Raw genomic sequence first — 24,349 nt, 5'->3', positions numbered from 1 at the left:
GGTGGGGACTCGACCGGGTTTCTCCTGAAGCGCCTCGCATTCACGCGGCGCGCTTGAGCTCTGTTTTAGCGGACGCTGGCGACCGCGTCGGAGCGGCCGTCATTGATCGTCACCCAAACGCCGGAATTCTGGTCCGACTGGCGCTTGAGATAGGTGTAGTCGGTGTCCGTCCAGGACAGGACCTTGGTCTCAAGATTGTCGAGGATGAATTCTCCGAGGCTGGTGCGCACGGTCAGCACCGCGTGGCCGTCGCCATTCGGCTGGCGCGCCACCGTCATCAGCAGATTGCCGGCGGGGACGCCCGCATCCATCAACTCGCGGCGCTTTTCCAGCGCGTAATCCTCGCAATCGCCATAGCCATTGGCCGGATAGGCCCAATATTCCTCGACACCGTAGTTTTCCATGTCGGTGCGCGGCTTGATGCGGGTGTTGACCGAATTGTTGATGTTGACGATCGTCGCCCACAGCTTGCGGGTCAGTTCGACCGGCGCACCCCTGGGGGTCCGTTCGCTGCATTCGCCGGGAATGCGCTGGCAGAACTCATAGTGACCAACAGGCTGGGTGGTGCGTCCACCGGTGTGCATATAGGCCGGTCCCGCGGCATATGCTGATCCCCAAGCGGAAAGCTGCATCGCCATTGCCGCCAGCAACAGCTTGCCCCTCGTTTTCTTCATTGTTGTAGTCTCCCCGTTCGAAGGAGACATTGCCACGTGTGGATTTATTTGACGCAAAAGCGCGAAGTAGATATTGAGTAAAACTCCAATAGAATAAACGTAAAATTTGAATAATTTGAGTATTAATTCGTTTGGATCTGAAGGCTCCCACCTCGGGCGCGGAGCGCTCCCAGAAACAAGCTCCCAGAAACAAAAAACCGGCCGCAAGGGCCGGTTCCTGGAATGTTGCTGTCGGGCCTGCTCAGGCGCGTGGCGTGTTGAATTCGGAATCAAGCGTTTCGGGACGCTGGATCACAGCGAATTCGATGGCGACGCCATCCTCGAAATGACGCACGACCTGCCCGCGCATGGTGCCAAGCATGACCTGGATGCCGATCGCCGGTTTGACGTCGATTTCGACAGCGGCGCCGGAGAGCGAAAGGTCGATGATGCGGCACTGGTACTGGCGGCCGTCGGTGAGCTGCAGCACGCTTGTCGGATTGCGCGGTGCGACGCGCTCGTGGCGGCGATCTTCCGGCAGGTCGAGTTCATGCTTGTTGGCCAGCCAGGTCAATTGCGCGGCCAGCTTGTCCTTCTTGCGATCCGATGCAATGACGGTCATCGCGAAACCGTCCTGCAGGGTGCGTGTGACGACGCCTTCGATGCGGCCGATATGATCGATGTAGGCGATGATTTTTTCGCCGGGCATGCCGATGCGGTCGGTGCGAAACGCAACATTGCCCGGTGACATGTCGACGACCTGGCAGGGATGTTCGGTGCGGTCTTCCAGCATGAAGCGTCCGTAAATTTTAACCCGGACGCGCTGAAAGTTTCGCCTTTCAGCTTGGGACGGCGCATAGTCGACCGCCGCTGACCTCATGACTGCCTACACCCCGTTTGGCATCCCGCGCGCCGATGCGAGGAACTTCATCACAGAAGTACAACAAAGCGGGTTAACAAAGGGGAAAAGCGGGCGCTCCAGCGTTTTCCTTTTTGCAGGCCGTGGTGCCAAAACCGCCGCGCAGTTTTGGGCGACGTGCATCAGGTCTCAAAAAACAGCGGACTATTCCTCGCGCCCGCCATCGAAGACGACGAGATGACGGATGCGACGCACCCGGCCGAGCGCCGAGATCGTCTCGGGTGCCCCAAGTTCATCGGGAACAAGCGAGGGAACATCGATCGCCGGGCGATTGTTCAGAAGCTCCTTCTCCGGATCTATGACGCGGATTGAATCGATCAACGCATCGGTGATCGGATCGGCACCCAGCCAGAAGGGTTTCTCCACGGCGCTGATGACGCCCAGGCAGCGCGGATTTTCGACGCCGCCGTCCAGCGGCAGGGCAAGCAGTTCGAACTTATTGGAGCGCCCGTTGCGGCTGAAGCCCTCATAGCTGATGAGCACGACCGATTTCTGCTCGAACACGCCATGGATCAGGCGCGAGACGAGCCGCTGGTCCTTCTCGCGCCACAGCGATGGAAAGGAAAACCCCTTGAGCTCGCGGCCGTAGCAGGCGCAAAGCCTTGTGCCGGCCAGCCGGAATACGGCCTGTCCGCGCGTGTCACGTTCCAGGATAAAGGTGTCGGCCAGCAGCGACTTGATGTCGGCCGGTTCGACCTCCGAACGCTTCGGGGCGGGGCGTCCATCACGCAGGCGGTTCCAATATTGGAACAGCGTGATCGATCCATTCTGGTTCATGCTATGCTGCTCCGCGCAATCTGTCGTCTGATGTCCCATCGGTGAACAGAAGGGCGCCCTCCGAGGACCTACATGCGTTGCGGAGCAGGAAGCGTGCCAGCGTCGTTAACACTTGTTCACGGGTCGGGGTCGTTAAGGTTAACAAGTGGTTTACGTTGCGTCTGAGCCAGCCCCGTGGCACACAAAAACCACTCCAGAAGCGGTCGTTTCGCGACGATCGGCAGCACTTCAGTCAGAGTTTTAGGGGAGCAGGGGGCTCGACCGGCCGTTCAAGGGAAACCTTGAACGGCTTCTTTTTTGATTCGCGCCAGATGATTCGCGGTTTGCTGTTCGGTCCGCGTTAATCTAGATGCTCGAACCTGGAATCCCGCAGGGAGTGCAATTTCAAATGAGTGAACCGGCAATTCCCTCGGAAGCCGACCCGCTCGAGGGCGCGCCCGAGCCGCGGCGCGAGCCGGTGTTCAACCTGCCGCCCGTCGTGCTGGCGGTGATCGGCATCTGCGTCGTCGTCTATCTGTTGCAGCAATATGTGTTGAGCGAATCCCAGCAGATGACATTGCTGTATGACGGGGCCTTCATCCCCGTTCTCTACACCGGGCAATACGGCTTCGACTGGTTCCTGTTTTCGCGGCCCTTCACCTACGCGTTCATGCATGGCGGCTTTGCCCATATCGCCATCAACATGGTGTGGCTCGCCGCGTTTGGTTCACCATTGGCAAACCGTCTGGGAACGCTGTGGTTCGCGCTGTTCTTTGCCGCAACCGGGCTGGCTTCGGTCGCGCTTTTCTGGGCACTGCATCCTTACGGTGAGGCGCCGCTGGTCGGGGCTTCCGGTGCGATATCAGGCATGATGGGGGCTGCGGCGCGTTTTGGCTTCCGCACCGATCGTTCGGCCGGCAAAGCCGCCTTCGCCGGCCCGGTGCTGCCGATCGCATTCGTGTTGCGCTTACGCGGTGTCGTGATTTTCCTTGCCATGTGGATGGTCATCAATCTCGCCACCGGCCTGCTCGGTTTTGCCCCGGGGGTAGACGGCCAGATCGCCTGGGAGGCCCATATTGGCGGCTTTGTCGCCGGCTTCCTCGGCCTGCGCTGGTTCGACAGGCGATGGCAGGCGCCCGAATGGGAGACGGCCGACCACCACACTTGAAATGCAACCGATCACGGCGCACGATGTTCACTCTTACGTGAAGGCCGGTCAGGGCAGGAACCGGCAGGCAAAGCAGAGGAGGACGCCATGACGGTTAAGGCAATTCTCGAGAGAAAAGGCCATGACGTGTTGACGCTCGGGCCGAACGAAAAGCTTAGCGAAGCCATCCGTATCCTGGCAGAGCACAAGATCGGGGCGCTGGTCATCACCAATGGCGATCGCAAGATCGTCGGCATCCTGTCAGAGCGCGACATCGTCCGGGTTGTCGCCCGCGAAGGTGGAGCCGCGCTCGATATCCCCGTGCGTTCGGCGATGACGCCGAAAGTGAAGATCTGCAACGAAAACCACACCGTCAACGAGGTGATGGAGATCATGACCCGAGGCCGCTTCCGCCATCTGCCGGTGGAAAAGGACGGCATGCTCGATGGCATCGTGTCCATTGGCGACGTGGTCAAGCGCCGCATCGAGGATGTCGAGCGCGAGGCCGACGAGATCAGAGCCTACATCGCCACCGCCTGAGCGGTGAGGCGAACCGCCGGCCGGAGAACCGACCGGCGGAGCCGTGGTTACCTGTTGTCGAGTTCGGAGCGGACGAGTGCGAGCCCGCGCCGGGTGATGCGGTAGGGTCCACCGTCAGACGAAGAAACAGCCTTCTTCCGCTTCAGTTTTCGAAACAGCTCGAGATCGACGCCCGGATAATGCCAGCCGTCGCGGGTCAGGCATTTGACGGAGGCGATCCGTTTCTTCTCGTTCTTTTCGATTTCAATGCGTCCGCCCTGCGCGAGCAGGTGCAGGATGCGCTGTTTCCACAGCGCCGCGCGTCCTCTTGGACGCGCAAAGGACGCTGTGGCACTTATGATTTGGCGCATGATCCTTTCCGAAAATCGATACCGATTTTCGGGGTCATGCGCTGCGCGAAATATCCATGTGAGAGTTTTCCGGGAAAACAAAAAATGCCGCCGCCGCGAAGCTTCGCGGCACGGGGTTTCAGGTTTTCTGCCCTGCCTCGCCAGGAGGTCAGGGCCTTACCGGGACAGAGCGTAAGTGGACATCCACTCTCCATTGGAATGGACCTCCTATAGGCGAACGCGGCTGAAAAGGCCAGTCCGCGGCTTTGCGCTTGTGTTTTTTGGGCGCTTGTCTCTTTTGGCGGTTTGCACTAGCGAAGTTGCACACCAAAGTGTGCGAAACGCATTATCCGCAGTTCCAATACGCAGGCCACCATGTCCCTCATCGACACCCGCACGCCCGACGCCAAGCGCCTTGTTTCCGGTGCCACCGGCGACTGGGAGATCATCATCGGCCTCGAGGTCCATGCCCAGATTACATCGGAAGCAAAGCTGTTTTCCGGCGCCTCGACCGCTTTCGGCGCGGCGCCCAACGCCAATGTCAGCCTGGTCGATGCGGCGATGCCCGGCATGCTGCCGGTCATCAACGAGGAATGCGTCAAGCAGGCGATCCGCACCGGCCTTGGGCTGAAAGCGCAGATCAACCACAAGTCGGTCTTCGATCGGAAGAACTACTTCTATCCAGACCTGCCGCAGGGCTACCAGATCTCGCAGTTCAAGCAGCCGATCGTCGGCGAGGGCACGGTGATCGTTTCCGTTGGCCCCGATCGCCAGGGCGAATTCGAGGACATCGAGGTCGGCATCGAGCGGCTGCATCTGGAGCAGGATGCCGGCAAGTCGATGCACGACCAGCATGTGACCATGTCCTATGTCGACCTCAACCGCTCCGGCGTGGCGCTGATGGAGATCGTCTCCAAGCCCGACATGCGCTCGGCCGACGAAGCCAAGGCTTATGTCACCAAGCTGCGCACCATCGTGCGCTATCTCGGCACCTGCGACGGCAACATGGACGAAGGTTCGATGCGCGCCGACGTCAACGTTTCGGTGCGCAAGCCGGGCGGCGAGTTCGGCACGCGCTGCGAGATCAAGAACGTCAACTCGATCCGCTTCATCGGCCAGGCCATCGACTTCGAGGCGCGCCGGCAGATCGCCATTCTCGAGGATGGCGGCAAGATCGACCAGGAGACGCGGCTGTTCGACGCCGTCAAGGGCGAGACGCGTTCGATGCGCTCCAAGGAAGAGGCGCATGATTACCGCTACTTCCCCGATCCGGACCTCTTGCCGCTGGAATTCGACCAGGCCTATGTCGATGCGCTGGCCAAGGAATTGCCGGAACTGCCAGACGACAAGAAGGCGCGGCTGATCGCGTCGCTCGGCCTGTCGGTATATGACGCCTCGATCCTGGTTTCGGAAAAGCCGATCGCCGACTATTTCGAGAAGGTGGCCGCCGGCCGCGACGGCAAGCTCGCCGCCAACTGGGTCATCAACGATCTGCTCGGGCAATTGAACAAGGCCGGAAAAGACATTGAAAACGCTCCGGTTTCCCCTGATCAGCTTGGCGCGGTCATCGATCTGATCAAGGACGGCACCATTTCCGGCAAGATCGCCAAGGACCTGTTCGAGATCGTCTGGAATGAGGGCGGCGATCCGCGCCAGCTGGTCGAGAGCCGTGGCATGAAGCAGGTCACCGACACCGGCGCCATCGAGAAGGCCGTAGACGAGGTGATCGCAGCCAACCCCGACAAGGTCGAACAGGCGCGCGCCAAGCCGAGCATGGCCGGTTGGTTCGTTGGCCAGGTGATGAAGGTGACCGGCGGCAAGGCCAATCCACAAGCGGTCAACGACCTCGTCAAGACCAAGCTGGGCATCGAGTAGCGCGGTGTTTGTCCGCACCGCAGGTGAACGTGATCTGACGGCCATCCGGGCGCTGCTGGTCGAAACCTGGCACACGACCTATGACGCGGTCTATGGCCCTGATCGGATCGACCGGATCATCGAGGATTGGTGTTCGCCGGCGAAATTGAGAGCTAGCCTTGAGCGGCCGAATGCCGAATTCCTGGTCGCCGACGACGGCAAGCGCATCGGCGGCGTCGCCTATGCCGAAAGCGTCGAAGGCGGCACCGTGGTCGACCTGCAACAGCTCCATGTCGCACCAGACCTGCAAGGCCGGGGCATCGGCGGGATGTTGCTCGATGAGGTGATCGAGAATTTTCCGGAAGCCCGCTCTCTACGCAGCGAGGTCGTGGAGCAGAACAGGCGTGCGGTCGCCTTCTATCTGGCCAATGGTTTTGCCGAGATTGGCCGGGCCGACAATTATGGGCCGGCGCAGTCCGGTATTGCTGCGTTGATTCTTGAGCGGATGCTGACCGCCTGAGCGCTCGATGATCGCGCGATTGCATCACGTTGTTGCGAGTGGACCCTCGAGCACACGGCTTTCATTTGACGGCGCAAATATCGAGCGCAAAGCTGTGGCCGCTGACCCCAGCCATGATCGGTGTTTGACCGGTGGCATGCGAGGCAGCTTGGGGAATCGTCATGCCAAGCTTGCCGGAACTGATGCCGACACAGGTGTCGGACGAGACCTTTGGCGGCGTCACCTATCATATAGCGGGCGAGCTGGTGCCGGTGCTTTCGGTCGATGTCACGCGCATGCCGGTCTATTTCGAGCACCACATCCTTTTGTGGAAGAATTCCACCATCACCATCGGCCTGAAATCGCTGAAGGGCGCGCTGAAGCGGATGATGGCCGGCATGCAGATCTTCGTCACCGAGGCGTCGGGGGCGGGCATCATTGCCTTCAGCCGCGATGGGCCGGGCCACATCGTGCCGATCCATCTCAGGCACGGCGAAGAGATCCAGGTGCGCGAGCACCAGTTTCTCGCCGCCACCGGCAATGTCGACTACACCTTCGAACGGGTGCGCGGCCTGGCGACGATGCTGTTCGGCCAGAGCGGCTTTTTCATCGACCGCTTTCGCGGTGATTCCGGCGATGGCATCGTCTGGCTGCACGGCTATGGCAACGTCTTCGAAAAGACGCTCGCCGCCGGCGAAACCATCGACATCGAACCAGGCGGCTGGCTGTTCAAGGATGCCTCGGTCAGGATGGAAACCAAGATCGATCGCCTGTCGAGCGGCTTCTTCGGCGCCAACATGAATTTCATCGTCAACCGATTCACCGGACCGGGCCGTGTCGGCATCCAGTCGATGTATCTGCATATGCCGACGGAGGAATAGTTCGGCGAAGGCCACTGGCGGGCAGCAATGGCGGCCGCGACCCGGCCATGCGTCATCGCGGCGTTTGCCGTGCCGGCTCACCACGGATATGCAAGGGCCATGACCAAATTGTTCCGCACTGCGGCGCTGGCGCTGCTCGCCATCATCATTTTCGCGACCTTGTCGCCGATCCAGATGCGGCCGCATCTCGCTGAAGCAAATGTCGAGCGTGCCTTGGCTTATGTCCTGCTGGGCTTCGCCCTCGCGGTCGGCTTCCCCAACCGACTGTATCAAGTCGTGATCTTTGTGGCTGTGATCGCCGGCATGCTGGAACTGCTTCAGCTCATTGATCCCGGTCGCCATGCACGCCTCATCGATGCATTGGTGAAAGCCTTTGCCGGGGTGGTTGGGATCGTCGCGGGACACCTGATCGTCAGGGCCGGCCGGCAAAAGAGCGAGAGCTAGGCGCGGCAGCAATCCGCCGCGGAGGATCGAGCCTTCGCTAGGCAGCGGGAACCCCCACATTGTCGATTAGCCTGGTCTTGCCGAGCCATGCTGCTGCGAGAAGACGCCCTTCGCGGTTTCGACGCCATGGCGCAAGCGTCAGGCTTTCGCGTGCCTCGACATAGTCGACCTTCTGGAAACCGGCGGCGATGAGGTCGCGGCTGGCCTCTTCGGTTGCGTCGGTTTGGTGGGCGCCTGCCGCCAGGGCCGCAGCCGTTTTGCGCAATATCACGTTGAGTTGGCGGGCGACCTTCAGTTCGGCCTCATCGAGATAGGCGTTGCGTGACGACATGGCGAGACCATGCGCGTCGCGTATCGTCGGGGCGCCGACGATCTCGACGGGCAGGTCGAGATCGCCGCAGAGCTGTCTCACCACGCAAAGCTGCTGGTAGTCCTTCTCGCCGAAGACCGCAAAGTCGGGCGTTGCCTGCAGGAGGAGCTTTGCCACCACGGTGGCGACGCCGTCGAAAAAGGTCGGCCGAAAGTCCGATTCGAGCCCGGCGGAGGGGCCGCCGACCGAGATTTTCGTGGCGAAGCCGGCGGGATACATCTCGCCAACCGTCGGTGTGAAAGCAAGGTCGGCCTTTGCCGCGCCGAGCCGGTCGAGATCGCGGGCGAGTTGGCGCGGGTACTTGTCGAGGTCTTCGCTCGGCGCGAACTGTGTCGGGTTGACGAAGATCGACACGACGCAGCGCTCGGCTTTTTCGAGCGCGATCCTGACCAGCGAGATGTGCCCGTCGTGCAAAGCGCCCATAGTCGGCACCATGGCGACACGAAGGCCGTCACGGCGCCAGTCATGGATTTGCGTGCGAAGTGCGGCAACGCTGTCGACGACGACGGGTTGGCTCATGCGTCATCCCTGCTGTTTGTCGCCGAAAAGACATGGCCGGGGCCCGGGAAGGTCCGGTTTCGCACTTCTGCTGCATAGCTCTTTGCGGCATGCGAGATCGCGCTGCGCAGGTCGGCGTATTCCTTGACGAATTTCGGCACGCGATCGACGGTCAGCCCGACCATGTCGTCGATGACCAGGATCTGGCCGTCGCAGTCGCCGCTGGCGCCGATGCCGATGGTTGGAATGGCGAGGCGGCGGCTGATATCGGCGGCGACCCTCTCGACCGTGCCTTCGATGACCACCGAGAAAGCCCCGGCGTTCTCGACGGCGAGCGCATCGCGAAGCAATGCCGCAACAGCCCCCTCGGTGCGGCCTTTGATCTTGTAGCCGCCGTCCTTCTCGACCGATTGCGGCTGGAGGCCGATATGCCCCATGACCGGAATGCCGGCGGCGACGATGGCCGCGATCTGGCTAACCATGTCGACGCCGCCTTCGAGCTTCACCGCCTGGCAGCCGGTTTCGTCGACGACCCGCCGCGCCGAGGCGACGGCAAGTGCTGCCGTGACCTCATAGCTGCCAGCCGGCAGGTCGACGACGACGCAGGCACTGGCCGAGCCGCGCATCACGGCTTGCCCATGCGCGATCATCATCTCCAGCGAGGCACCCAGTGTCGTCTTGTGGCCATGGAGGACCATGGCGACACTGTCACCGACCAGAAGCAGATCGACATGGTGATCAAGCAGACGGGCGATGGGATAGGTGTAGGCGGTCAGGCAAACGATCGGCGTGCCGCCCTTGCGGTGGCGAATCGCCTCGGCGCTGATGCGCATGTCGGTGGTCGGCAATTCCGTGGCCAATCGTCACCTCCTTTGGCCTCAAGCCGGGCTGGATACAAGCATGGGCGCGCAGAGCTTTAGAAACACCGCAAAGGCTTGGCAAGCGTGCATGCAGCCACCGGCAGGATCACCGGCTTGTGTCGGGTTTCAGGAAAGCCATTTGCGCACACGCCGTGGCAAAAGCCTTGCCTTCGGCAAGGCCTGACGCCATAAGCAGGAAACGGGCGCTGCTGGCGCGAGGGTTTTGAGATGAAGACTTTCCTTACGCAGTTTTTCACCTGGTGGAACAGCCAGACGATAGGAACCCGCCTGCACACGTGGCGGTATGGCAAGAAGGTCGGCCAGGACGAGACCGGCAATTTTTACTACGAAGGCGGCATCGATTCGGAAGGCCGCACGCGCCGCTGGGTCATCTACCGCAATTATTCGGAAGCTTCGGCGATACCGCCCGGCTGGCACGGCTGGATGCACCACCGTGTCGACGTCGCGCCGTCCAGCGAGGACTACAAGCCACGCGACTGGCAGAAGCCGCATCAGCCCAATCTGACCGGCAGCCCGGCGGCCTATCGCCCGAAGGGCTCGGTGCTCACCAATCAGCATCGCCCGCAGGTCACCGGCGACTACGATGCCTGGACACCCGGGTCGTAGCGACAGGGTGCAAGCCGGTCCTTTATCGCCACAATTGGTGTTTAGCTGCTTGCTGATCAGAAAACGGCGACTAGCCTTGGCGATCGACAGAATCGCCCGGGCGCGAACCACCGGTATCTTTGCATGAGCTTTTCTTACTCAATATCGGCCAGTCTGGCGCTAGCCGCCGGTCTTGCCGTCAGCACCGTGGCCTTCGCCGCTTCGCCTGAGCCCGCGGCACCCGCGCCGGCGCCGCCCGCGGGAGCGGACCGGGTTACCAATGCCGTTGCCGAGTTTGCCGGTATCGACAAGATCACCGGCCGGATCATCACCTTCGATGTCTATATCGACGAGACGGTGCAGTTCGGCGCTTTGCAGGTGACGCCGCGCGTCTGCTATTCGCGGCCGCAGGCGGAGGCGCCGAAGACCGATTCCTTCGTCGAGGTCGACGAGATCACGCTCGACCGCAAGATCCGCCGCATCTTCACCGGCTGGATGTTTGCCGAAAGCCCCGGCCTCAACGCCGTCGAGCATGCCGTCTACGACGTCTGGCTGAAGGCCTGCAAGCAGAAGTCGGATGTGCCGGCGCCCGACGGAGCCAAGGCTGACGCAACCAAAGCGGAGGCTCCCAAGCCCGCCGCAGCCAAACCGGAAGCCGCGACCACTCCGGACGTCACAACGCCTGATGTGACGGAGCCGGACGCTTCGGAACCCGATACTACCGACACCAACTGATCCCCCGGAACCGTCCTGGCCACAATGCGTTGGGCCACGGACGAGCGCACATTCATGCGTAAGGAGGATCTTCCGATGTCAGACAGCAAACGGATCACGGCTAGCAAGGCCGAATTGCTGGAACTCGAAAAGGGATTCTGGACGGGCGACTCCGCCTACTACGCGGCCAACGCCGACACCGAATGCCTGGTGGCATTTCCGCAGATGGCACAGGCGATGGACAATGCGGATCTGGCCAAGACCGCGGCCAAGCCCAACCGCTGGCGCAACCTGCAGATGGATCTCAAGGGCATTATCGAGCCGGGCAGCGACATCATCATGCTGACTTACGAGGCGCGTGCGACACGGGAGAATGGCGAGGCTTATGCCGCGCTGGTCAGCACCGGCTACGTCCATCGCGCCAACGGCTGGAAGATGATGTTCCATTCGCAGACGCCATTGGAAGCCGCTACCGGGAAGTAGGCTCAATCCTCAGGGATAGAATATTGCCTCGCCCTTCAACGCATCGGCGAGCATCTTCTCATACTTGCCGCGCGGCACGTCGACCGCGCCGAACCGCTTGAGGTGCTCGGTGGTGAACTGCGTATCAAGCAGAGCAAAGCCCCGCGCCTTCAAGCGCTCGACGAGGTAGAAGAGGCAGGTCTTGGAAGCGTCCGTCTCTCTGGCGAACATGCTCTCGCCAAAAAACACCCGGCCGAGCGACACGCCATAGAGGCCGCCGACCAGCCGGTCCTCACGCCACGCTTCGACCGAATGACAATGGCCTATCCGATGCAACTCGATATAGGCTTCGCGGATCGGCGCATTGATCCAGGTCGAGCGCCGCTCCGCGCGCTTTTCGGCGCAGCCGTCGATGGTCGCCTCGAAATCGAAATCGAAACGGATGTCGAAGGGATGTTTCTTGATCGTTTTCCAGAGACTTTTCGGCGTGTGAAAGCCGTCAAGCGGGATGATGCCACGTGTCTCCGGCCGCACCCAGAACACCTCCGGGTCGCCGGCACTTTCTGCCATTGGGAAGACGCCCGAGGCGTAGGCCTTGAGCAGCAGGTCGGTGGGGATGCGATAGCCGGGCGCATAGGGGCGGGTCATCGCGTCTCCGCGCTACTCTTCCTTGGCCAGGTATTTTTCCAGCCAGTGGATGTCATAATCGCCATTGGCGATGTCGGCATTGCCGACGAGATCGCGAAACAGCGGCAGCGTCGTCTTGATACCGTCGACGACGAACTCGTCCAGGGCGCGGCGCAGGCGCATCATGCACTCGACGCGGTTACGCCCATGTACAATCAGCTTGCCGATCAAGCTGTCGTAATAGGGCGGGATCTTGTAGCCGGAATAGACGCCGGAATCGACGCGGATGCCCAGACCACCCGGTGTGTGGAAATGGGTGATCGTACCGGGCGAGGGGGTGAAGGTGCGTGGGTCCTCGGCGTTGATGCGGCATTCGATGGCGTGGCCGTTGAACTTGATGTCCTCCTGCTTCACCGAGAGGCCGCCGCCGGAAGCGACGCGGATCTGCTCATGCACGAGATCGATGCCGGTGATCGCTTCCGTCACCGGATGCTCGACCTGCAGGCGCGTGTTCATCTCGATGAAATAGAACTCGCCATTTTCGTAGAGGAACTCGATCGTGCCGGCGCCGGAATAGCCGAGGTCGGCGATCGCCTTGGCGCAGATGCCGCCGATACGGGCGCGCTCTTCGGCATTGAGGGCCGGCGAGGGCGCCTCTTCCCAGACTTTCTGGTGGCGGCGCTGCAAGGAACAGTCGCGCTCGCCGAAATGCACGCCGCGGCCAAAGCCGTCGCCGAACACCTGCACCTCGATATGGCGCGGCTTTTCCAGGTATTTCTCGATGTAGACCGCATCGTCGCCGAAGGCCGCACCGGCTTCCGTGCTCGCCGTCTGCAAGGCGACCTCAAGGTCGGCCTCGGTAAGCGCTACCTTCATACCGCGCCCGCCACCACCGGCCGATGCCTTGATGATCACGGGATAGCCGATCTCGGCGGCAATGCGCCTGGCTTCCTTTTGGTCGGTGACGGCGCCGTCCGAACCGGGCACAACCGGAATGCCGAGGCGCTTGGCGGTTCGCTTGGCCTCGATCTTGTCGCCCATGATGCGGATATGGTCGCCGGACGGACCGATGAAGGTGATGTTGTGCGCGGCCAGTATGTCGGCGAACTTGGCGTTCTCCGACAGGAAGCCGTAGCCCGGATGCACGGCGTCGGCGCCGGTGATTTCGCAGGCCGCAACGATCTGATGGATGTTGAGATAGCTGTCGCGCGATGGCGGCGGACCGATGCAGACGCTCTCGTCCGCGAGCCGCACATGCATGGCGTCGGCATCGGCGGTCGAATGCACCACCACCGTCTGGATGCCGAGTTCCTTGCAGGCGCGCAGCACCCGGAGGGCGATTTCGCCGCGATTGGCGATGAGGATCTTCTGAAACATCAGGCCCGCTCTACTCGATCACGACGAGCGGCATGCCATATTCGACCGGCTGCGAATCCTCGAAAAGGATCGCGGTCACCGTGCCGGCGCGTGGCGAGGGGATCTGGTTCATCGTCTTCATTGCTTCGATGATCAGCAGCGTCTGGCCTTCCTTGACCTTCTGGCCGACTTCGATGAATGCCTTGGCGTCCGGCGACGGAGCCAAATAGGCCGTGCCGACCATCGGTGAGGTGACCGCATTCTTGGAAAGGTCCGCCACCACAGGCACGGCAACGGCGGCAGCCTGCGCTGCTGCCGGCGCATAGGCCGGTTGCGGCGCCGCGATTGCATGGACGGCCGGCGCCTGCCGCGAGACGCGCACCTTCAGGTCGCCCAGTTCAACCTCGATCTCGGTGAGGTTGGTGTCGTTCAGTATGCCCGCCAGATCGCGGATCAGTTGCTGGTCAACACCGGTCTTCTTTATCGACATTTTCGAGCCTTCTGTTTGTTGGCCGGTCATAGGCGTGCGGCCAGCGCCTGTAGCGCCAGCGTATAGCCGAGCGGCCCAAAGCCACAGATCATGCCGACGGCGACCGGCGCGACCATGGAGACGTGGCGGAATGGTTCCCGCGCATGGATGTTGGAAAGATGAACTTCGGCCACCGGCAACGGTGCGACGGCGCGGATGGCGTCGTGGATGGCAATCGAGGTGTGGCTGTAGGCGCCCGGGTTGATGACGATGCCGACAGCCTTGTCGCCGGCTTCCTGAATCCAGTCGACAAGGTCGCCCTCATGGTTCGATTGGCGGAAATCGATCTCGAACCCCAGCGCCGTGCCTGCCTGCTTGCAGTCGTCGGCGATCGCGGCAAGCGTCTTGCCGCCATAGATGCCCGGCTCGCGCTTGCCGAGCGCGTTGAGATTGGGACCGTTCAGGACGAAAACCGTTTTCAAAAAAGCCGACCTTTCCCGGCGCCGTCATCAAGCCGGCGCGCTGGGCCCTCTATAATGGGCATAGCCGCCCGCGGAAAGAGCGCAAGTGCGTTCTTTCACTGTCCACAACAGGCGGAAATGTGCCAGTGAGAGATAGCTGGCGAGCAAGATCAGAGCGCGGCTTTCGCCGCCTCGATCTTTTCAGCCAGCACTTCCTGCCCGAGCGCCCCGAACACCACCTCGTTGCCGACGACATAGGACGGCGTTCCGGTGATCGCCAGCTTGTTGGCAAGATCGTAGGTCTTGGCGAGGGCCTCGTTGATTGTCGGGTCCTTCATCTTCTCGCGCAGCGCCGCTTCGTCGGCGCCGAGCGACAGCGCGACCTTCATGGCCGCCGCCTCGGTGGCGCGTCCCTGACCGCCGAGCAACGCATTGTGGAACTCGCCGTACTTTTCCGGGTGCATCAGGTGGAAGGCCATCGAGACCACGCTCGCCTTCTGCGAATCCGGTCCGAGGATGGGGAATTCCTTGAGCACGAAACGCAGGTCCGGATCGGTCTTGGTCAGCGCCTTCATGTCGTCGATGGCACGTTTGCAGAAGCCGCAATTATAGTCGTAGAACTCGACGATGGTGACCTTGCCGGTCGGATTGCCGACGACGCCGTCGAAGGCGGAGTTGAAAATCTGGTCCTTGGCATCCTTGATCACGCCGAGATGAGCGATGCGCTGCTCTTCCTTCTGCTTGGCCTCAAGCGCGTCCTGGACCTCCAGAAGAACTTCCGGGTTTTTCAACAAATAGTCGCGGATGATGCCTTCGACCTCGGTGCGGTCGATCTTGGTATCGGCCGCCGCCGTCTCGACCGGCTGTGCGGTCCCGGCCTTGGCGATCTGCGGGTTTCCGGCAACGAATCCGAAAGCCAGCATGGCCAGAGCGACCGCAACCCCCGTGGTGCCCAGCAGCAGTGCCTTTTTCATCGTTCCTGTTCCTTCTGCCTGTTTTCCGGTCTGGCTATGTCGTGGCGCGGGGCCGGAAGGTTCACTTGATCTTGGTTGATGGCTTGTAGTTTATGATATCCTGGGCGCGAAGCCAGCGCGGCTCGCCGCGTTTCATCTGCTGCTGCGCCCGCATGGCGAAAATCTTCGCATCCTTGTAGTTGCCGGAATAGAAATGGCTTTCGGCGGTGGCAAGTTCAGCGCCAGGTATGTCGCCCAACTCGCCATAGGCCTGCGCCAGATAGCGATATCCGGCTGAATTTTCCTTGTCGCGACCGAGGCCATTGTTGATCTGCACGACGGCTTTTTTGAGGGAGTCGGGCGTGCCGACGGCCATCAGCGCCTGGCCCACGGACACCGGCAGCAGACCGGACCGAGCCGAATCGAGGCTGACCGCCTTGGCATAGGCGTCCGCGGCTTCCTTGGGCTTGTTGGCTTTCATCAGGATGTCGCCGCGCAGTTCCTGGAAATAGGCATTCTTCGGTTGCGCCTTGATCAGTGCATTGGTCTTGGCGAGGGCGGCGGCGATGTTGCCGAACAGGTAGGTCGACTGGGCGTCGCCGTACTGGGCGGCGAGGGTTCCTTGCATCTTTCGCATCAGCCGGGACGCGGCCGCCTGGCCTTCCATGTAAACGGCGATCTTCACCCGCATCATGTCATGGCGCTGCTGCAGCGCGGGCGGGTCCGGCCTGTCGACATTGGGGTCCTGTTTCACCAGCACTTCGAGATTGGCGATGCGGTCCTGCGGCATCGGATGGCTGATCCGATACGGATCGACCTGGGCGCCCGAAAGCGAAAGTGCGGTCTGGAAGCGGCGGAATGTCTTCAGCATGCCCATGCCGGACTGGCCGGTGGCGTTGAGATAGGTGATCGCCGAGCGGTCGGCCGTCATCTCCTCGGTGCGCTGATAGGCGAGGATGCTGCGCTGTGCCATTTCGCCGCCGCCGGCAGCCACGCCCATGCCGGCGCCGGCGAGACCGCGGCTGCTGGTTGTGGCACCGGCGACAATGGCGCCGGCGCCAAGCAATGTCGCGATGACGGCCATCGTCTTGGCTCGTTCGAGCTGGTCGCGCAGCTTCTGCTGGTGGCCGCCGGCAATATGACCGGCTTCGTGCGCGATGACGCCGATGATCTCGTTGGGCGTTTCAGCCGTCATCAGCGCGCCGGTGTTGATGAACAGCCGACGCCCGGTGACGAAGGCGTTGAAACTCTGGTCGTTGACCAGGACGATGTCGATGCCGTCATTCGCCAGGCCGGCCGCCCTGAAGATCGGCCGCGCGTAATCGCGCACCAGCGCCTCGATCTCGGCGTCGCGCACCACCGGCACGTTCTGGGCGAAGGCGCTGACCGAGCTCGACATTGCAACGGCAAGGCCAAGCGAAAGCGTCGCGAAGACGCGCGCTGCCTGGGCAATCGTCGATCTGGGTCGGCTCAACATGATGTGTCCACTGGTAGACGAGCGGGCGAAAGATGAAAAGTCGGCGCCGGAAACTTCCTCAACTTGTGATCCTCACATCAATCGGGCATTTGTGCGGCACATGCGCCAGTGCCTGGCGCCGTCAGTCATCGGGAATACTGGTTAAATGGTCGTTTCGCTCTCACGCCGTGGCAATGTCGAGCCCTTCCATGCGATGGACATTCTGGCAGAGGCAAACCGGCTGAAGTCCCAGGGCGTGCCGGTTGTTTCGATGGCCGTCGGCCAACCCTCCGATCCCGCACCGGTTCTGGTTCGCGCCGCAGCAGCCAAGGCGCTGCAGGATGGGCGCATCGGCTACACCGACGCGCTCGGACTGGCAGGTTTGCGCAAGGCGATAGCCGGACACTACGCCGATCACTATGGGCTTGATATCGAGCCCGGCCGGATCGCGGTGACCACCGGATCGTCGGCCGCCTTCAATCTTGCCTTCCTGGCGATGTTCGATCGGGGTGACCGCGTCGCTATCGCGGCACCCGGTTACCCTGCCTACCGCAACATCATGGCCGCACTCGGCATCGAGGTGGTCGAGATCGAGCTCGGCGACGCCGCCTACCTGCATGCCGGCCATTTGGAAGCCGCGCATCGTGAAAAGCCGCTGAAAGGCGTTCTCTTCGCCAGTCCCGCCAATCCAACCGGCGCGGTCATACCAGCCGATGAACTGGCGGCCCTGGTAAGGACGGCACAGGACCTCGGCATCGCCGTCATCTCCGACGAAATCTATCACCGGCTGGCCTATGCCGCCCCCGACACCACGGCACTTGCCTATGGCGGCGATGTGACGGTGATCAATTCCTTCTCCAAATATTACTGCATGACCGGCTGGCGAATCGGCTGGATGGTGCTGCCGCAGGAACTGGTGCGGCCGGTCGAGCGCGTCGCCCAGAGCCTCTACATCTCGCCGCCGGAGCTATCGCAGATTGCCGCGATCGAAGCGTTCAGGGCGACCGAGGAACTGGAGGCGGTAAAAGGCCGCTACGCCTGGAATCGCGAGCTCTTGATGAAACGCCTGCCGGAACTCGGCTTTCCGCTGGCGGCGCCCATGGACGGCGCCTTTTATGCGTTCTGTGACGTCACCAGGCATACCAATGACAGCATGGCCTTCGCGCGAAAGATGCTGGCCGAGGCGCATGTTGCAGCAACGCCCGGTCGCGACTTCGACACTCAGGCTGGGCACCGGACCATGCGTTTCTCCTATGCCGGCAGTCACGACGACATGGTCGAGGCAATGGTGCGCATCGAACGCTGGTTGAGGTAGCACCATGCCGGAACTTGAACAGGCCCCCAAACTTGATCGGGCATTGGCCGAAGTCGCCGCCGAAATGGCCGAGCGCACCGATCGCGGCGACGTCGCTTCCTACATTCCGCAGCTGGGCAAGGTCGATCCGAAGAAGTTCGGCATCGCGGCGGTCACCAATGACGGCCGCGTGCTGATGGCCGGCGATGCCGACCAGGCATTTTCCATCCAGAGCATCTCGAAAGTGTTCACGCTGACACTGGCGCTCGGCAATGTCGGTGACGCGCTTTGGCAGCGGGTAGGCCGCGAACCGTCAGGCAATCCATTCAACTCGATCGTGCAGCTCGAGCATGAGAACGGCATTCCGCGCAACCCGTTCATCAATGCCGGCGCCATTGTCATTTCCGACATCCTGCTTGCCGGCCACCAGCCGCGCGAGGCGATCGGCGAAATCCTGCGCTTCATCCAGTTCCTCGCCGACGACGAAACGATCATCATCGATCGTGAGGTCGCGGCGTCCGAACGGGCCACCGGCTATCGCAACTTCGCGCTTGCCAACTACATGAAATCCTTTGGCAATCTCCACCATGCGCCGGAGCTTGCGCTGGGCGTCTACTTCCACCATTGCGCCATCGCAATGAGTTGCCGGCAACTGGCGCTCGCCGGCCGCTTTCTCGCCAATGGCGGCAAGAACCCGGCGACCGGGCATTCCGTGGTGTCGGCCGAACGGGCACGCCGCATCGGCGCGATGATGCTGACCTGCGGTCACTATGATGGCTCCGGCGATTTCGCCTTCCGCGTCGGCATCCCCGGCAAGAGCGGCGTCGGCGGCGGCATATTGGGCATCGTGCCGGGCGTGGCGTCGCTTGCCGTCTGGTCGCCCGGCCTCAATGCCAACGGCAACTCCAAGCTGGGGTCGATCGCGCTGGAAAAGCTGGCCAGGATGATGAACTGGTCGATCTTCGCGCCGTGATGCATGTCGCCCAAAAGTGCGCAGCGGTTTTGGGACAACGACATGCATAAAAATCAAAGAAGCGTTTTAGCCTTTCGCGATCCGGAATAGCGCCAGATAAGAAAATCCCGCACCGTCTTCGAGACGGCGCGGGATTTTTGTCAACAAACTAGCTCAGGTGGCTGAAAGGCTTAGAAAAAGCCCTTCCGCTGCCACCATCCGCCGCGTTTCGGCTTGTCGTCGGTCTTGTCGTCGGTCTTGTCCTCGGCCTTGGCCGCGGGTTCTTCCGCTACGGTCGAAGACACCACCGGCTCGACCGGCGCATTCACCGCCGCCGGCTTGCGCCGCGACGGGCGGGCCTTCGGTGCCTTCTCGACAGCCGCTGCTTCGTCGGACGCCGTGGCCGGCGTCTCGACCGGTGCTTCCGCCTCGGCAGCCGGCTCTTCGGCGACGATTTCGGCTGCGGCCTTCTTCGGCTTGGCGGCACGGCGTGGCTTCTTCGGCTTCTCCGTGCTCGGCGCGTCGTCATTGGCCGGAGCAAGCACCACCGGCTCTTCGGCCGCTGCGGTAACCACCGGCTCGCTAGCGATCACCTCGGTTGCCGAGACTTCGCCTTCGGACGCGTCGGCTGCTTCGCCAGCACTTGCCTCAGCCTCGCCTTCACCGTCTTCGCGGCGGTTGCGCTTGCCGCCGCGCTTGCCGCGCCGGCGCTTCTTGCCCTGGCCTTCGTCCGAAGCTTCAGCTGTGGCAGGAGTTTCGGAAACACCAACAGGGGCATTGTCGTCCGCTTCCGCGTCGCCATCTCCGGCTGCCGAGTCCGAGTCCGAAAACTCGCCGGCCGGAGCCGAGACGGAAGCACCGTCCGCAGGGGCGCCATGTTCGCGATCGCGATCCTTGCCGCCACGCCGACGCCGACGCTTGCGGCGCTTGCGGTCGCGGCCTTCGCCTTCCTCACCACCGGCAGCGGGCCGCGGCTGCTGTTGCTGCGGCTGCTGGCGTGGCTGTTCTGCCTGGATCGGCGCCTCGTCGTCTTCCTCGATGACGGCAATCTCATCCTCGGGCTCGTCCGGCTCGACATAGGCCGGGAAGCTGCGCGCCTCGACAAAGCCTTCCGGCTTCTCAGCCAACGCGCCGCGGAAGATCGCATAGTGCTGCGAACCCACCGAATCGTCGGCCTCGACGGTGATCGTCAGCCCGAAGCGGCTTTCGAGTTCCACCAGCGTGCCGCGCTTGTGGTTGAGCACGTAGAGTGCTGTCGCCGCCGGCGTCCGCACCGTGATGTGGCTGCGCGAATCCTTGAGCAGGAATTCCTCGATCGCCCGCACCACCATCAGCGCGACCGACGAATCGGAGCGCACATGGCCGGTGCCGCCGCAATGCGGGCAAGGCTTCATGGTCGATTCCAGCACGCTGGCGCGGATGCGCTGGCGTGACATCTCCATCAGGCCGAAATGCGAGATACGGCCGACCTGGATGCGCGCACGATCGTTCTTGAGGTGATCCTTCAGCCGCTTCTCGACGGAGCGGTTGTTGCGGTTCTCCTCCATGTCGATGAAGTCGATGACGATCAGGCCGGCAAGATCGCGCAGCCTGAGCTGACGCGCGACTTCCTCGGCCGCTTCCAGATTGGTGTGGAGCGCGGTGTCCTCGATCGAGTGCTCCTTGGTGGAACGGCCCGAATTCACGTCGATGGCAACCAGCGCTTCGGTCTGGTTGATGATGATGTAGCCGCCGCTCTTCAGCGTCACTTGCGGCTGCAGCATACGGTCGAGCTGTGCCTCGATGCCGTTGCGCACGAAGATCGGCGTCGTGTCGCGGAACGGCTGAACCACCTTGGCGTGGCTCGGCATCAGCATGCGCATGAAGTCCTTGGCCTCGCGGTAGCCTTCCTCGCCGGAGACAAGAATCTCGTCGATATCCTTGTTGTAGAGGTCGCGCACCGAGCGCTTGATCAGGCTGCCTTCCTCGTAGACCAAGGCAGGGGCCGTGGACTGCAAGGTGAGATTGCGGACATTTTCCCAAAGCCGCATCAGATATTCGTAGTCGCGCTTGATCTCTGCCTTGGTGCGGCTCTCGCCGGCGGTGCGCAGGATGACGCCCATGCCCTGCGGCACTTCGAGATCGGCGACGACCTCCTTGAGCCGCTTGCGGTCGACCGCGCTGGTGATCTTGCGCGAAATGCCGCCGCCACGCGCCGTGTTCGGCATCAGCACCGAATAGCGGCCGGCCAGCGACAGATAGGTGGTCAGCGCCGCGCCCTTGTTGCCGCGCTCTTCCTTGACGACCTGCACCAGGAGGATCTGCCGGCGCTTGATCACTTCCTGGATCTTGTACTGGCGGCGCACCGGCTTGCGGCGGTTGCGCACTTCTTCCAGCGCATCCTCGGCGCCGACCGATTCGACCTCGTGATCGTCCGGATGCGAGGACTGCACTTCTTCCAGCATGCCGCGATCATTGTCGCCGGAGGTCGCTTCGCCGCCTTGTTCGGCCAGCGGGACGGCTTCGGAAATCACATCGGCCTCGACCGAGGCGGCGATCGACGTCGGGCCGCCTTCGCGGATTTCGCCTTCGTCCTGTTCGGCCGAATCCTCGCCATGCTCGGACGCATCTGCATGTTCGGACGAATCAGCCGCATGTTCGATGATCTCGGACGTATGCGAGATGTCCTCGACACCAGCGTCGGCACCTTCTTCTGCCTCGTCGGCAGCGTCGCTCGCCTCGCTGGAATCGGCTGCATCGCGCTTGTGCTCGCCCCGGTCGCGGGGCTTGCCGCCGCGCCTGCGGCCGCGCCGTCCGCGATCGCGGCTCTGGCGATCATCGCCGTCGCCGTCCTCGTTCTCCTCGTCCTCAGCCTCCTGCGCTTCCGCGCGCAGCAGTGCCTGACGATCGGCGACCGGAATCTGGTAGTAATCGGGGTGGATTTCACTGAAGGCGAGAAAACCGTGACGGTTGCCGCCATATTCGACAAAGGCTGCCTGAAGGGAGGGCTCTACGCGCGTTACGCGGGCTAGGTAGATGTTTCCTTTGAGCTGCTTCTTGTCCTGGGATTCAAAGTCGAATTCTTCAATACGGTTACCGCGTATGACGACAACGCGTGTTTCCTCCGGGTGGGAGGCGTCTATCAGCATTTTGTTGGGCATTATTTCGTTTCCCCCCGGCAGCCGTCAGCCGCAGCTTGCGAGGCAAAGCCTGCTGCTGCGTGTCTGGAATGTGGGTGCCGGATATTTGAACGTCCGTCGGCCGCCGCTTGAGCGCCATGGCGGTGCCGCCCGCAGCCATAATGGCGCGGTTTGATGCGGACCTTTCCATGATTGCGCTTGAAGCCATCGTCACCAACAGAACCTTTTGAACCAAAGCCCGGACGAACCGGACCAGCTTGTTTGCTCATACAGAGCCGGCACGGGAACAAACCCGGCCGTTTTCCTCACGCAGGCGATTCCCCCGCCACGGGAGCACGCCTGCGAAATTCGTCGCGATCACCTGAACCCTTTTCGCCTGAAGCGAAAGGAGCCGCCTTTACGTCTGACCCTGTAGCAAGAAGCTGCGGAGGAGGGCGGTTCCAGGATTGCAGTGATCCACCATCGCTTTTATGATTTGGCGGGGTGGAAGGCAACCCCGATTTCCGATGCCGGCAAAAAGCCGTTCCGTAGCGTAAAGCCAGGCTTGCGGCCCTGCATGAAAAGGCTTGGTTAACCTTCTCTGGATACCAATCGTTAATCGAGTTCGCGGCCTAACCGGCATTCCGACGAAACGACCGGGCGCCGGGCGCCAAACCGGGAGCGACTGCAAGAGAGATGGGATTGGCGGACTTCACAGACAAGGGATGTCGTGTCGGCGGCCGGATCCTGGCCTCTTTCTGCCTCTTGCTGCTGCTGGCGGCCTCATCCGTCTTGTCTTCAAATGCCAGTGCCGCCGACGCTCCGCTCGTGGCAAAAGGCTACAAGATGGCCGGCGATGCCACCAAGATGCGCATCGTCATGGATTTCGACCGCGAACCCGATATCAAATGGTTCCTGCTGCGTGGTCCCAACCGTCTTGTCATCGATCTCGCGAATACGAGATTCGCCGTGGATGCCAAGGATTTGAAGGCGCGGGGCCTGGTCAAGGGCGTGCGCCTGGGCGAACTCGGCGAGGGCGTTTCGCGTCTGATCCTCACCGGCAAGGGACCCTTTGCCGTCGACAAGCTCGACGTGCTCAAGAACGAGGACGGAACCGGCTACCGCATTGCCATCGATATGTCGGCGGCATCCGAACGCGAGTTCGATGCCGCACTTGCCAATCAGGCGCTGACCACCGGATCGACCGTTTCGACCGACAAGGGAGGGCGGGTCGGCACCGGGCCGGTCTCCAATCCGGGCCATCGGTTCACCGTCGTCATCGACCCCGGCCATGGCGGCATCGACGGCGGTGCCGAGGGCCTGAACGGCACCATCGAAAAAAACGTCACGCTGGCCTTCGCCACGGAGCTGCGCGACAAACTCGCGGCCGTCGGCAATTATGATGTGTTCATGACGCGCGACACAGACGAATTCCTGCGTCTGGACGACCGCGTGCGCATTGCCCGTCAGCATGAGGCCGACCTGCTTATTTCGATCCATGCCGACACGATCAGCGTCAAGGGCATTCGCGGCGCCACCGTCTATACCGTCTCCGACAAGGCTTCGGACCCCGAGGCGCAGGCGCTTGCCGACCGTGAGAACCTCTCCGACCAGTTCGCCGGCATGGAAATCAAGAACGACAACAAGGAAGTCACCGACATCCTGATCGACCTGATCCGCCGCGAAACACACAATTTCTCGATGAGTTTCGCCCACACGCTGGTTGGCCAGTTGTCGACCAGCGTCGGTCTTATCAACAATCCGCAGCGCTCCGCGGGTTTCAAGGTGCTCAAGGCACCCGATGTGCCGTCGGTGCTGGTCGAACTCGGTTATCTCTCGAACGCCAAGGACGAGGCGCAGTTGCTCAACGCCGACTGGCGCGGCAAGGCGGCCCAGAGCATAACCAACGCCGTCGCGCTGTTCGCGTCGGCCAAGGCCGGATCGGGAACCGGAGGTTGACATGACCGGCGACGCCTGCAACCAGAGGCGGCGTTGCGCGACGACAACACCCAGTGCTTTTATTTCCGGCCAGCAGCCGTGAAATCAGGCATTGCCGTATTTTGTCCACATGGCGGCGACAAGGGTTTTCGATTACGGATTGGGACCGGCTCGAAAGCTTGCGTGAAAGGCGGCTTCGTTTAGGAAATTCCC

General features: G+C 62.1%; 25 protein-coding genes. 12 read left to right on the top strand and 13 right to left on the bottom strand.

Annotated features, from left to right (window positions below; translation table 11 throughout):
* Positions 1-65 precede the first annotated feature (65 nt).
* The 3 genes from AC0L2D_RS00340 to AC0L2D_RS00330 form a co-directional block, all read right to left on the bottom strand.
* The gene (locus AC0L2D_RS00340; protein WP_063172304.1) at positions 66-674 is read right to left on the bottom strand and encodes a transglutaminase-like cysteine peptidase; all 609 of its coding nucleotides are present in this window, start codon (positions 672-674) and stop codon (positions 66-68) included.
* A 241-nt stretch (positions 675-915) separates the two neighbouring features.
* Positions 916-1,533 carry a PilZ domain-containing protein gene (locus tag AC0L2D_RS00335; protein ID WP_013531341.1) on the bottom strand — a complete coding sequence of 206 codons (618 nt, stop codon included), beginning with the start codon at positions 1,531-1,533 and terminating at the stop codon, positions 916-918.
* Positions 1,534-1,716: 183 nt separating this feature from the next.
* Positions 1,717-2,349 carry a PAS domain-containing protein gene (locus AC0L2D_RS00330; RefSeq protein WP_024503876.1) on the bottom strand — a complete coding sequence of 211 codons (633 nt, stop codon included), beginning with the start codon at positions 2,347-2,349 and terminating at the stop codon, positions 1,717-1,719.
* Between the two features lie 388 nt (positions 2,350-2,737).
* Here AC0L2D_RS00330 and AC0L2D_RS00325 point away from each other — a divergent pair, with 388 nt between their 5' ends.
* Together AC0L2D_RS00325 and AC0L2D_RS00320 are read left to right on the top strand one after the other, a co-directional pair.
* Positions 2,738-3,496 carry a rhomboid family intramembrane serine protease gene (locus AC0L2D_RS00325; RefSeq protein ID WP_063172303.1) on the top strand — a complete coding sequence of 253 codons (759 nt, stop codon included), beginning with the start codon at positions 2,738-2,740 and terminating at the stop codon, positions 3,494-3,496.
* Between the two features lie 87 nt (positions 3,497-3,583).
* The gene (locus AC0L2D_RS00320) at positions 3,584-4,015 is read left to right on the top strand and encodes a CBS domain-containing protein (protein WP_013531344.1); all 432 of its coding nucleotides are present in this window, start codon (positions 3,584-3,586) and stop codon (positions 4,013-4,015) included.
* Positions 4,016-4,062: 47 nt separating this feature from the next.
* Here AC0L2D_RS00320 and AC0L2D_RS00315 read toward each other — a convergent pair whose 3' ends face one another.
* Entirely contained in the window at positions 4,063-4,365 is a 303-nt protein-coding gene (locus tag AC0L2D_RS00315) for a YjhX family toxin (protein WP_013531345.1), read from the bottom strand.
* 354 nt (positions 4,366-4,719) lie between these two features.
* On the opposite strand from AC0L2D_RS00315, the gene gatB reads away from it, so the two are divergent.
* The 4 genes from gatB (at position 4,720) to AC0L2D_RS00295 (ending at position 8,022) form a co-directional block, all read left to right on the top strand.
* On the top strand, positions 4,720-6,219 hold the full coding sequence (gene gatB, locus AC0L2D_RS00310; protein WP_275952939.1) for an Asp-tRNA(Asn)/Glu-tRNA(Gln) amidotransferase subunit GatB: 1,500 nt from the start codon (positions 4,720-4,722) through the stop codon (positions 6,217-6,219).
* A gap of 4 nt (positions 6,220-6,223) precedes the next feature.
* Entirely contained in the window at positions 6,224-6,718 is a 495-nt protein-coding gene (locus tag AC0L2D_RS00305) for a GNAT family N-acetyltransferase (RefSeq protein ID WP_275952940.1), read from the top strand.
* A gap of 161 nt (positions 6,719-6,879) precedes the next feature.
* Positions 6,880-7,578 (top strand): AIM24 family protein, encoded by a 699-nt coding sequence (locus tag AC0L2D_RS00300; RefSeq protein WP_275952941.1) that lies wholly within the window; start codon positions 6,880-6,882, stop codon positions 7,576-7,578.
* A 99-nt stretch (positions 7,579-7,677) separates the two neighbouring features.
* Positions 7,678-8,022, top strand: coding sequence for a VanZ family protein (locus AC0L2D_RS00295; RefSeq protein ID WP_063170249.1), 345 nt, complete (start codon positions 7,678-7,680; stop codon positions 8,020-8,022).
* Between the two features lie 37 nt (positions 8,023-8,059).
* Here AC0L2D_RS00295 and panC read toward each other — a convergent pair whose 3' ends face one another.
* Together panC and panB are read right to left on the bottom strand one after the other, a co-directional pair.
* The gene (gene panC / locus AC0L2D_RS00290; protein WP_063172300.1) at positions 8,060-8,911 is read right to left on the bottom strand and encodes a pantoate--beta-alanine ligase; all 852 of its coding nucleotides are present in this window, start codon (positions 8,909-8,911) and stop codon (positions 8,060-8,062) included.
* Positions 8,908-9,723, bottom strand: coding sequence for a 3-methyl-2-oxobutanoate hydroxymethyltransferase (gene panB, locus AC0L2D_RS00285; RefSeq protein WP_473540324.1), 816 nt, complete (start codon positions 9,721-9,723; stop codon positions 8,908-8,910). The genes panC and panB overlap by 4 nt, the downstream gene beginning before the upstream one ends.
* A 255-nt stretch (positions 9,724-9,978) precedes the next feature.
* On the opposite strand from panB, the gene AC0L2D_RS00280 reads away from it, so the two are divergent.
* The 3 genes from AC0L2D_RS00280 to AC0L2D_RS00270 all read left to right on the top strand — a co-directional run bounded on the left by AC0L2D_RS00280 (position 9,979) and on the right by AC0L2D_RS00270 (position 11,553).
* A complete protein-coding gene (locus AC0L2D_RS00280; RefSeq protein ID WP_013531353.1) occupies positions 9,979-10,377 on the top strand; it encodes an NADH:ubiquinone oxidoreductase subunit NDUFA12 in 399 nt (132 codons plus the stop codon).
* Between the two features lie 123 nt (positions 10,378-10,500).
* On the top strand, positions 10,501-11,091 hold the full coding sequence (locus AC0L2D_RS00275; RefSeq protein ID WP_013531354.1) for a DUF2155 domain-containing protein: 591 nt from the start codon (positions 10,501-10,503) through the stop codon (positions 11,089-11,091).
* A gap of 75 nt (positions 11,092-11,166) precedes the next feature.
* Positions 11,167-11,553: a hypothetical protein gene (locus AC0L2D_RS00270; protein ID WP_024503882.1), complete on the top strand. Its 387-nt coding sequence runs from the start codon at positions 11,167-11,169 to the stop codon at positions 11,551-11,553.
* A 9-nt stretch (positions 11,554-11,562) separates the two neighbouring features.
* Here AC0L2D_RS00270 and aat read toward each other — a convergent pair whose 3' ends face one another.
* The 6 genes from aat to AC0L2D_RS00240 form a co-directional block, all read right to left on the bottom strand.
* Positions 11,563-12,180, bottom strand: a complete 618-nt coding sequence (gene aat, locus AC0L2D_RS00265; RefSeq protein WP_024503883.1) for a leucyl/phenylalanyl-tRNA--protein transferase — start codon at positions 12,178-12,180, stop codon at positions 11,563-11,565.
* Positions 12,181-12,192: 12 nt separating this feature from the next.
* The gene (gene accC, locus AC0L2D_RS00260) at positions 12,193-13,536 is read right to left on the bottom strand and encodes an acetyl-CoA carboxylase biotin carboxylase subunit (protein WP_013531357.1); all 1,344 of its coding nucleotides are present in this window, start codon (positions 13,534-13,536) and stop codon (positions 12,193-12,195) included.
* Positions 13,537-13,546: 10 nt separating this feature from the next.
* Positions 13,547-14,005, bottom strand: coding sequence for an acetyl-CoA carboxylase biotin carboxyl carrier protein (gene accB / locus AC0L2D_RS00255; RefSeq protein WP_013531358.1), 459 nt, complete (start codon positions 14,003-14,005; stop codon positions 13,547-13,549).
* A 26-nt stretch (positions 14,006-14,031) separates the two neighbouring features.
* Positions 14,032-14,466, bottom strand: a complete 435-nt coding sequence (aroQ, locus tag AC0L2D_RS00250) for a type II 3-dehydroquinate dehydratase (RefSeq protein WP_013531359.1) — start codon at positions 14,464-14,466, stop codon at positions 14,032-14,034.
* Positions 14,467-14,615: 149 nt separating this feature from the next.
* Complete coding sequence (locus tag AC0L2D_RS00245) at positions 14,616-15,419, bottom strand: DsbA family protein (protein WP_013531360.1); 804 nt, start codon at positions 15,417-15,419, stop codon at positions 14,616-14,618.
* 61 nt (positions 15,420-15,480) lie between these two features.
* A complete protein-coding gene (locus AC0L2D_RS00240) occupies positions 15,481-16,875 on the bottom strand; it encodes a M48 family metalloprotease (protein WP_224675719.1) in 1,395 nt (464 codons plus the stop codon).
* A 145-nt stretch (positions 16,876-17,020) separates the two neighbouring features.
* Here AC0L2D_RS00240 and AC0L2D_RS00235 point away from each other — a divergent pair, with 145 nt between their 5' ends.
* The gene (locus AC0L2D_RS00235; protein WP_224621584.1) at positions 17,021-18,169 is read left to right on the top strand and encodes a pyridoxal phosphate-dependent aminotransferase; all 1,149 of its coding nucleotides are present in this window, start codon (positions 17,021-17,023) and stop codon (positions 18,167-18,169) included.
* A 4-nt stretch (positions 18,170-18,173) separates the two neighbouring features.
* Entirely contained in the window at positions 18,174-19,121 is a 948-nt protein-coding gene (locus AC0L2D_RS00230) for a glutaminase (RefSeq protein ID WP_013531363.1), read from the top strand.
* 170 nt (positions 19,122-19,291) lie between these two features.
* On the opposite strand, the gene AC0L2D_RS00225 is transcribed toward AC0L2D_RS00230, so the two are convergent.
* Entirely contained in the window at positions 19,292-22,240 is a 2,949-nt protein-coding gene (locus AC0L2D_RS00225) for an Rne/Rng family ribonuclease (protein ID WP_473540082.1), read from the bottom strand.
* Between the two features lie 654 nt (positions 22,241-22,894).
* Here AC0L2D_RS00225 and AC0L2D_RS00220 point away from each other — a divergent pair.
* The gene (locus AC0L2D_RS00220) at positions 22,895-24,157 is read left to right on the top strand and encodes an N-acetylmuramoyl-L-alanine amidase (protein WP_064993631.1); all 1,263 of its coding nucleotides are present in this window, start codon (positions 22,895-22,897) and stop codon (positions 24,155-24,157) included.
* The last annotated feature ends 192 nt before the right edge of the window (positions 24,158-24,349 follow it).

The sequence above is a fragment of the Mesorhizobium sp. WSM4833 genome (genome assembly GCF_055811095.1).
This window is presented reverse-complemented; position numbering and strand designations above follow the sequence as displayed.

Bases quoted from the DNA above. Each gene is read 5' to 3' on its own strand.
- AC0L2D_RS00340 (WP_063172304.1), bottom strand. From the start codon at position 674: ATGAAGAAAACGAGGGGCAAGCTGTTGCTGGCGGCAATGGCGATGCAG.
- AC0L2D_RS00335 (WP_013531341.1), bottom strand. From the start codon at position 1,533: ATGAGGTCAGCGGCGGTCGACTATGCGCCGTCCCAAGCTGAAAGGCGA.
- AC0L2D_RS00330 (WP_024503876.1), bottom strand. From the start codon at position 2,349: ATGAACCAGAATGGATCGATCACGCTGTTCCAATATTGGAACCGCCTG.
- AC0L2D_RS00325 (WP_063172303.1), top strand. From the start codon at position 2,738: ATGAGTGAACCGGCAATTCCCTCGGAAGCCGACCCGCTCGAGGGCGCG.
- AC0L2D_RS00320 (WP_013531344.1), top strand. From the start codon at position 3,584: ATGACGGTTAAGGCAATTCTCGAGAGAAAAGGCCATGACGTGTTGACG.
- AC0L2D_RS00315 (WP_013531345.1), bottom strand. From the start codon at position 4,365: ATGCGCCAAATCATAAGTGCCACAGCGTCCTTTGCGCGTCCAAGAGGA.
- gatB (WP_275952939.1), top strand. From the start codon at position 4,720: ATGTCCCTCATCGACACCCGCACGCCCGACGCCAAGCGCCTTGTTTCC.
- AC0L2D_RS00300 (WP_275952941.1), top strand. From the start codon at position 6,880: ATGCCAAGCTTGCCGGAACTGATGCCGACACAGGTGTCGGACGAGACC.
- AC0L2D_RS00295 (WP_063170249.1), top strand. From the start codon at position 7,678: ATGACCAAATTGTTCCGCACTGCGGCGCTGGCGCTGCTCGCCATCATC.
- panC (WP_063172300.1), bottom strand. From the start codon at position 8,911: ATGAGCCAACCCGTCGTCGTCGACAGCGTTGCCGCACTTCGCACGCAA.
- panB (WP_473540324.1), bottom strand. From the start codon at position 9,723: ATGCGCATCAGCGCCGAGGCGATTCGCCACCGCAAGGGCGGCACGCCG.
- AC0L2D_RS00280 (WP_013531353.1), top strand. From the start codon at position 9,979: ATGAAGACTTTCCTTACGCAGTTTTTCACCTGGTGGAACAGCCAGACG.
- AC0L2D_RS00275 (WP_013531354.1), top strand. From the start codon at position 10,501: ATGAGCTTTTCTTACTCAATATCGGCCAGTCTGGCGCTAGCCGCCGGT.
- AC0L2D_RS00270 (WP_024503882.1), top strand. From the start codon at position 11,167: ATGTCAGACAGCAAACGGATCACGGCTAGCAAGGCCGAATTGCTGGAA.
- aat (WP_024503883.1), bottom strand. From the start codon at position 12,180: ATGACCCGCCCCTATGCGCCCGGCTATCGCATCCCCACCGACCTGCTG.
- accC (WP_013531357.1), bottom strand. From the start codon at position 13,536: ATGTTTCAGAAGATCCTCATCGCCAATCGCGGCGAAATCGCCCTCCGG.
- accB (WP_013531358.1), bottom strand. From the start codon at position 14,005: ATGTCGATAAAGAAGACCGGTGTTGACCAGCAACTGATCCGCGATCTG.
- AC0L2D_RS00245 (WP_013531360.1), bottom strand. From the start codon at position 15,419: ATGAAAAAGGCACTGCTGCTGGGCACCACGGGGGTTGCGGTCGCTCTG.
- AC0L2D_RS00240 (WP_224675719.1), bottom strand. From the start codon at position 16,875: ATGTTGAGCCGACCCAGATCGACGATTGCCCAGGCAGCGCGCGTCTTC.
- AC0L2D_RS00235 (WP_224621584.1), top strand. From the start codon at position 17,021: ATGGTCGTTTCGCTCTCACGCCGTGGCAATGTCGAGCCCTTCCATGCG.
- AC0L2D_RS00230 (WP_013531363.1), top strand. From the start codon at position 18,174: ATGCCGGAACTTGAACAGGCCCCCAAACTTGATCGGGCATTGGCCGAA.
- AC0L2D_RS00225 (WP_473540082.1), bottom strand. From the start codon at position 22,240: ATGCCCAACAAAATGCTGATAGACGCCTCCCACCCGGAGGAAACACGC.
- AC0L2D_RS00220 (WP_064993631.1), top strand. From the start codon at position 22,895: ATGGGATTGGCGGACTTCACAGACAAGGGATGTCGTGTCGGCGGCCGG.